The organism is Bartonella sp. AA86SXKL (assembly GCF_042196885.1).
This window is the reverse complement of sequence record NZ_JBHIRE010000368.1, coordinates 1-680: the sequence shown is the minus strand read 5'-3', so window position 1 is coordinate 680 and position 680 is coordinate 1. Positions and strand designations below refer to the sequence as shown.

1 protein-coding gene is annotated in these 680 nt (G+C 36.9%); it reads left to right on the top strand.

Features of this window, described 5'->3' with window-relative positions; genetic code table 11:
- Window positions 1–60 precede the first annotated feature (60 nt).
- Entirely contained in the window at window positions 61–669 is a 609-nt protein-coding gene (locus ACFIO5_RS12055; RefSeq protein WP_011181316.1) for a LolA family protein, read from the top strand.
- Window positions 670–680 lie beyond the last annotated feature (11 nt).

Here is a 680-nt window from a genome sequence, read left to right as displayed (position 1 = left end):
TCATTATTCGCTGCTTGATTATATTGTAAGGTAACTATCTAGTGTTTGGGAGCATTTTCTATGAAAACTTTTTTTTTACTACGGAGGAGAATATTTGCGTTTGTGGGAATTCTTATCTTTAGTTGCTTAACTTTTCCGGCTTTTTCACAATCATCCAATAAAGTGGCGCGGGCGCAGAAAATTGCCAATCACTTTGCAGCGATTAAAACAATGACAGGTGATTTTATTCAATTTAGTCCAAAAGGAAAAATGTCTCAGGGAACATTTTATTTAGAGCGTCCAGGGAAAATTCGTTTTATTTATAAAAAAATACCCTTACAGATCATTGCAGATGGTCAATTCATAGGAATTAACAATCGCGCTTTGAATACTTGGAATTTCTCAAAACTCTTCCAAACACCTATGAAATTTCTGTTGGACGATAAAATTAATATCTCATCAGGACGTTTATTAGCATTTCGTGAAGATCCTGGGGCGGTGACGATTGTTCTGCGGGATAAAAGTGTTGGCGCAGGGCAAATACGAATGGTTTTTGATTCTAAAACCTATTCTTTACGGCAATGGACAATTGTTGATCAGCAGAACTTAGAAACCACTGTGCAAATTATGAATGTGCGTACAGGTGTGCGGTTTGCGGATGGGATGTTTACACTTCCCTCTAAGAAATAAGAATAGGCTAT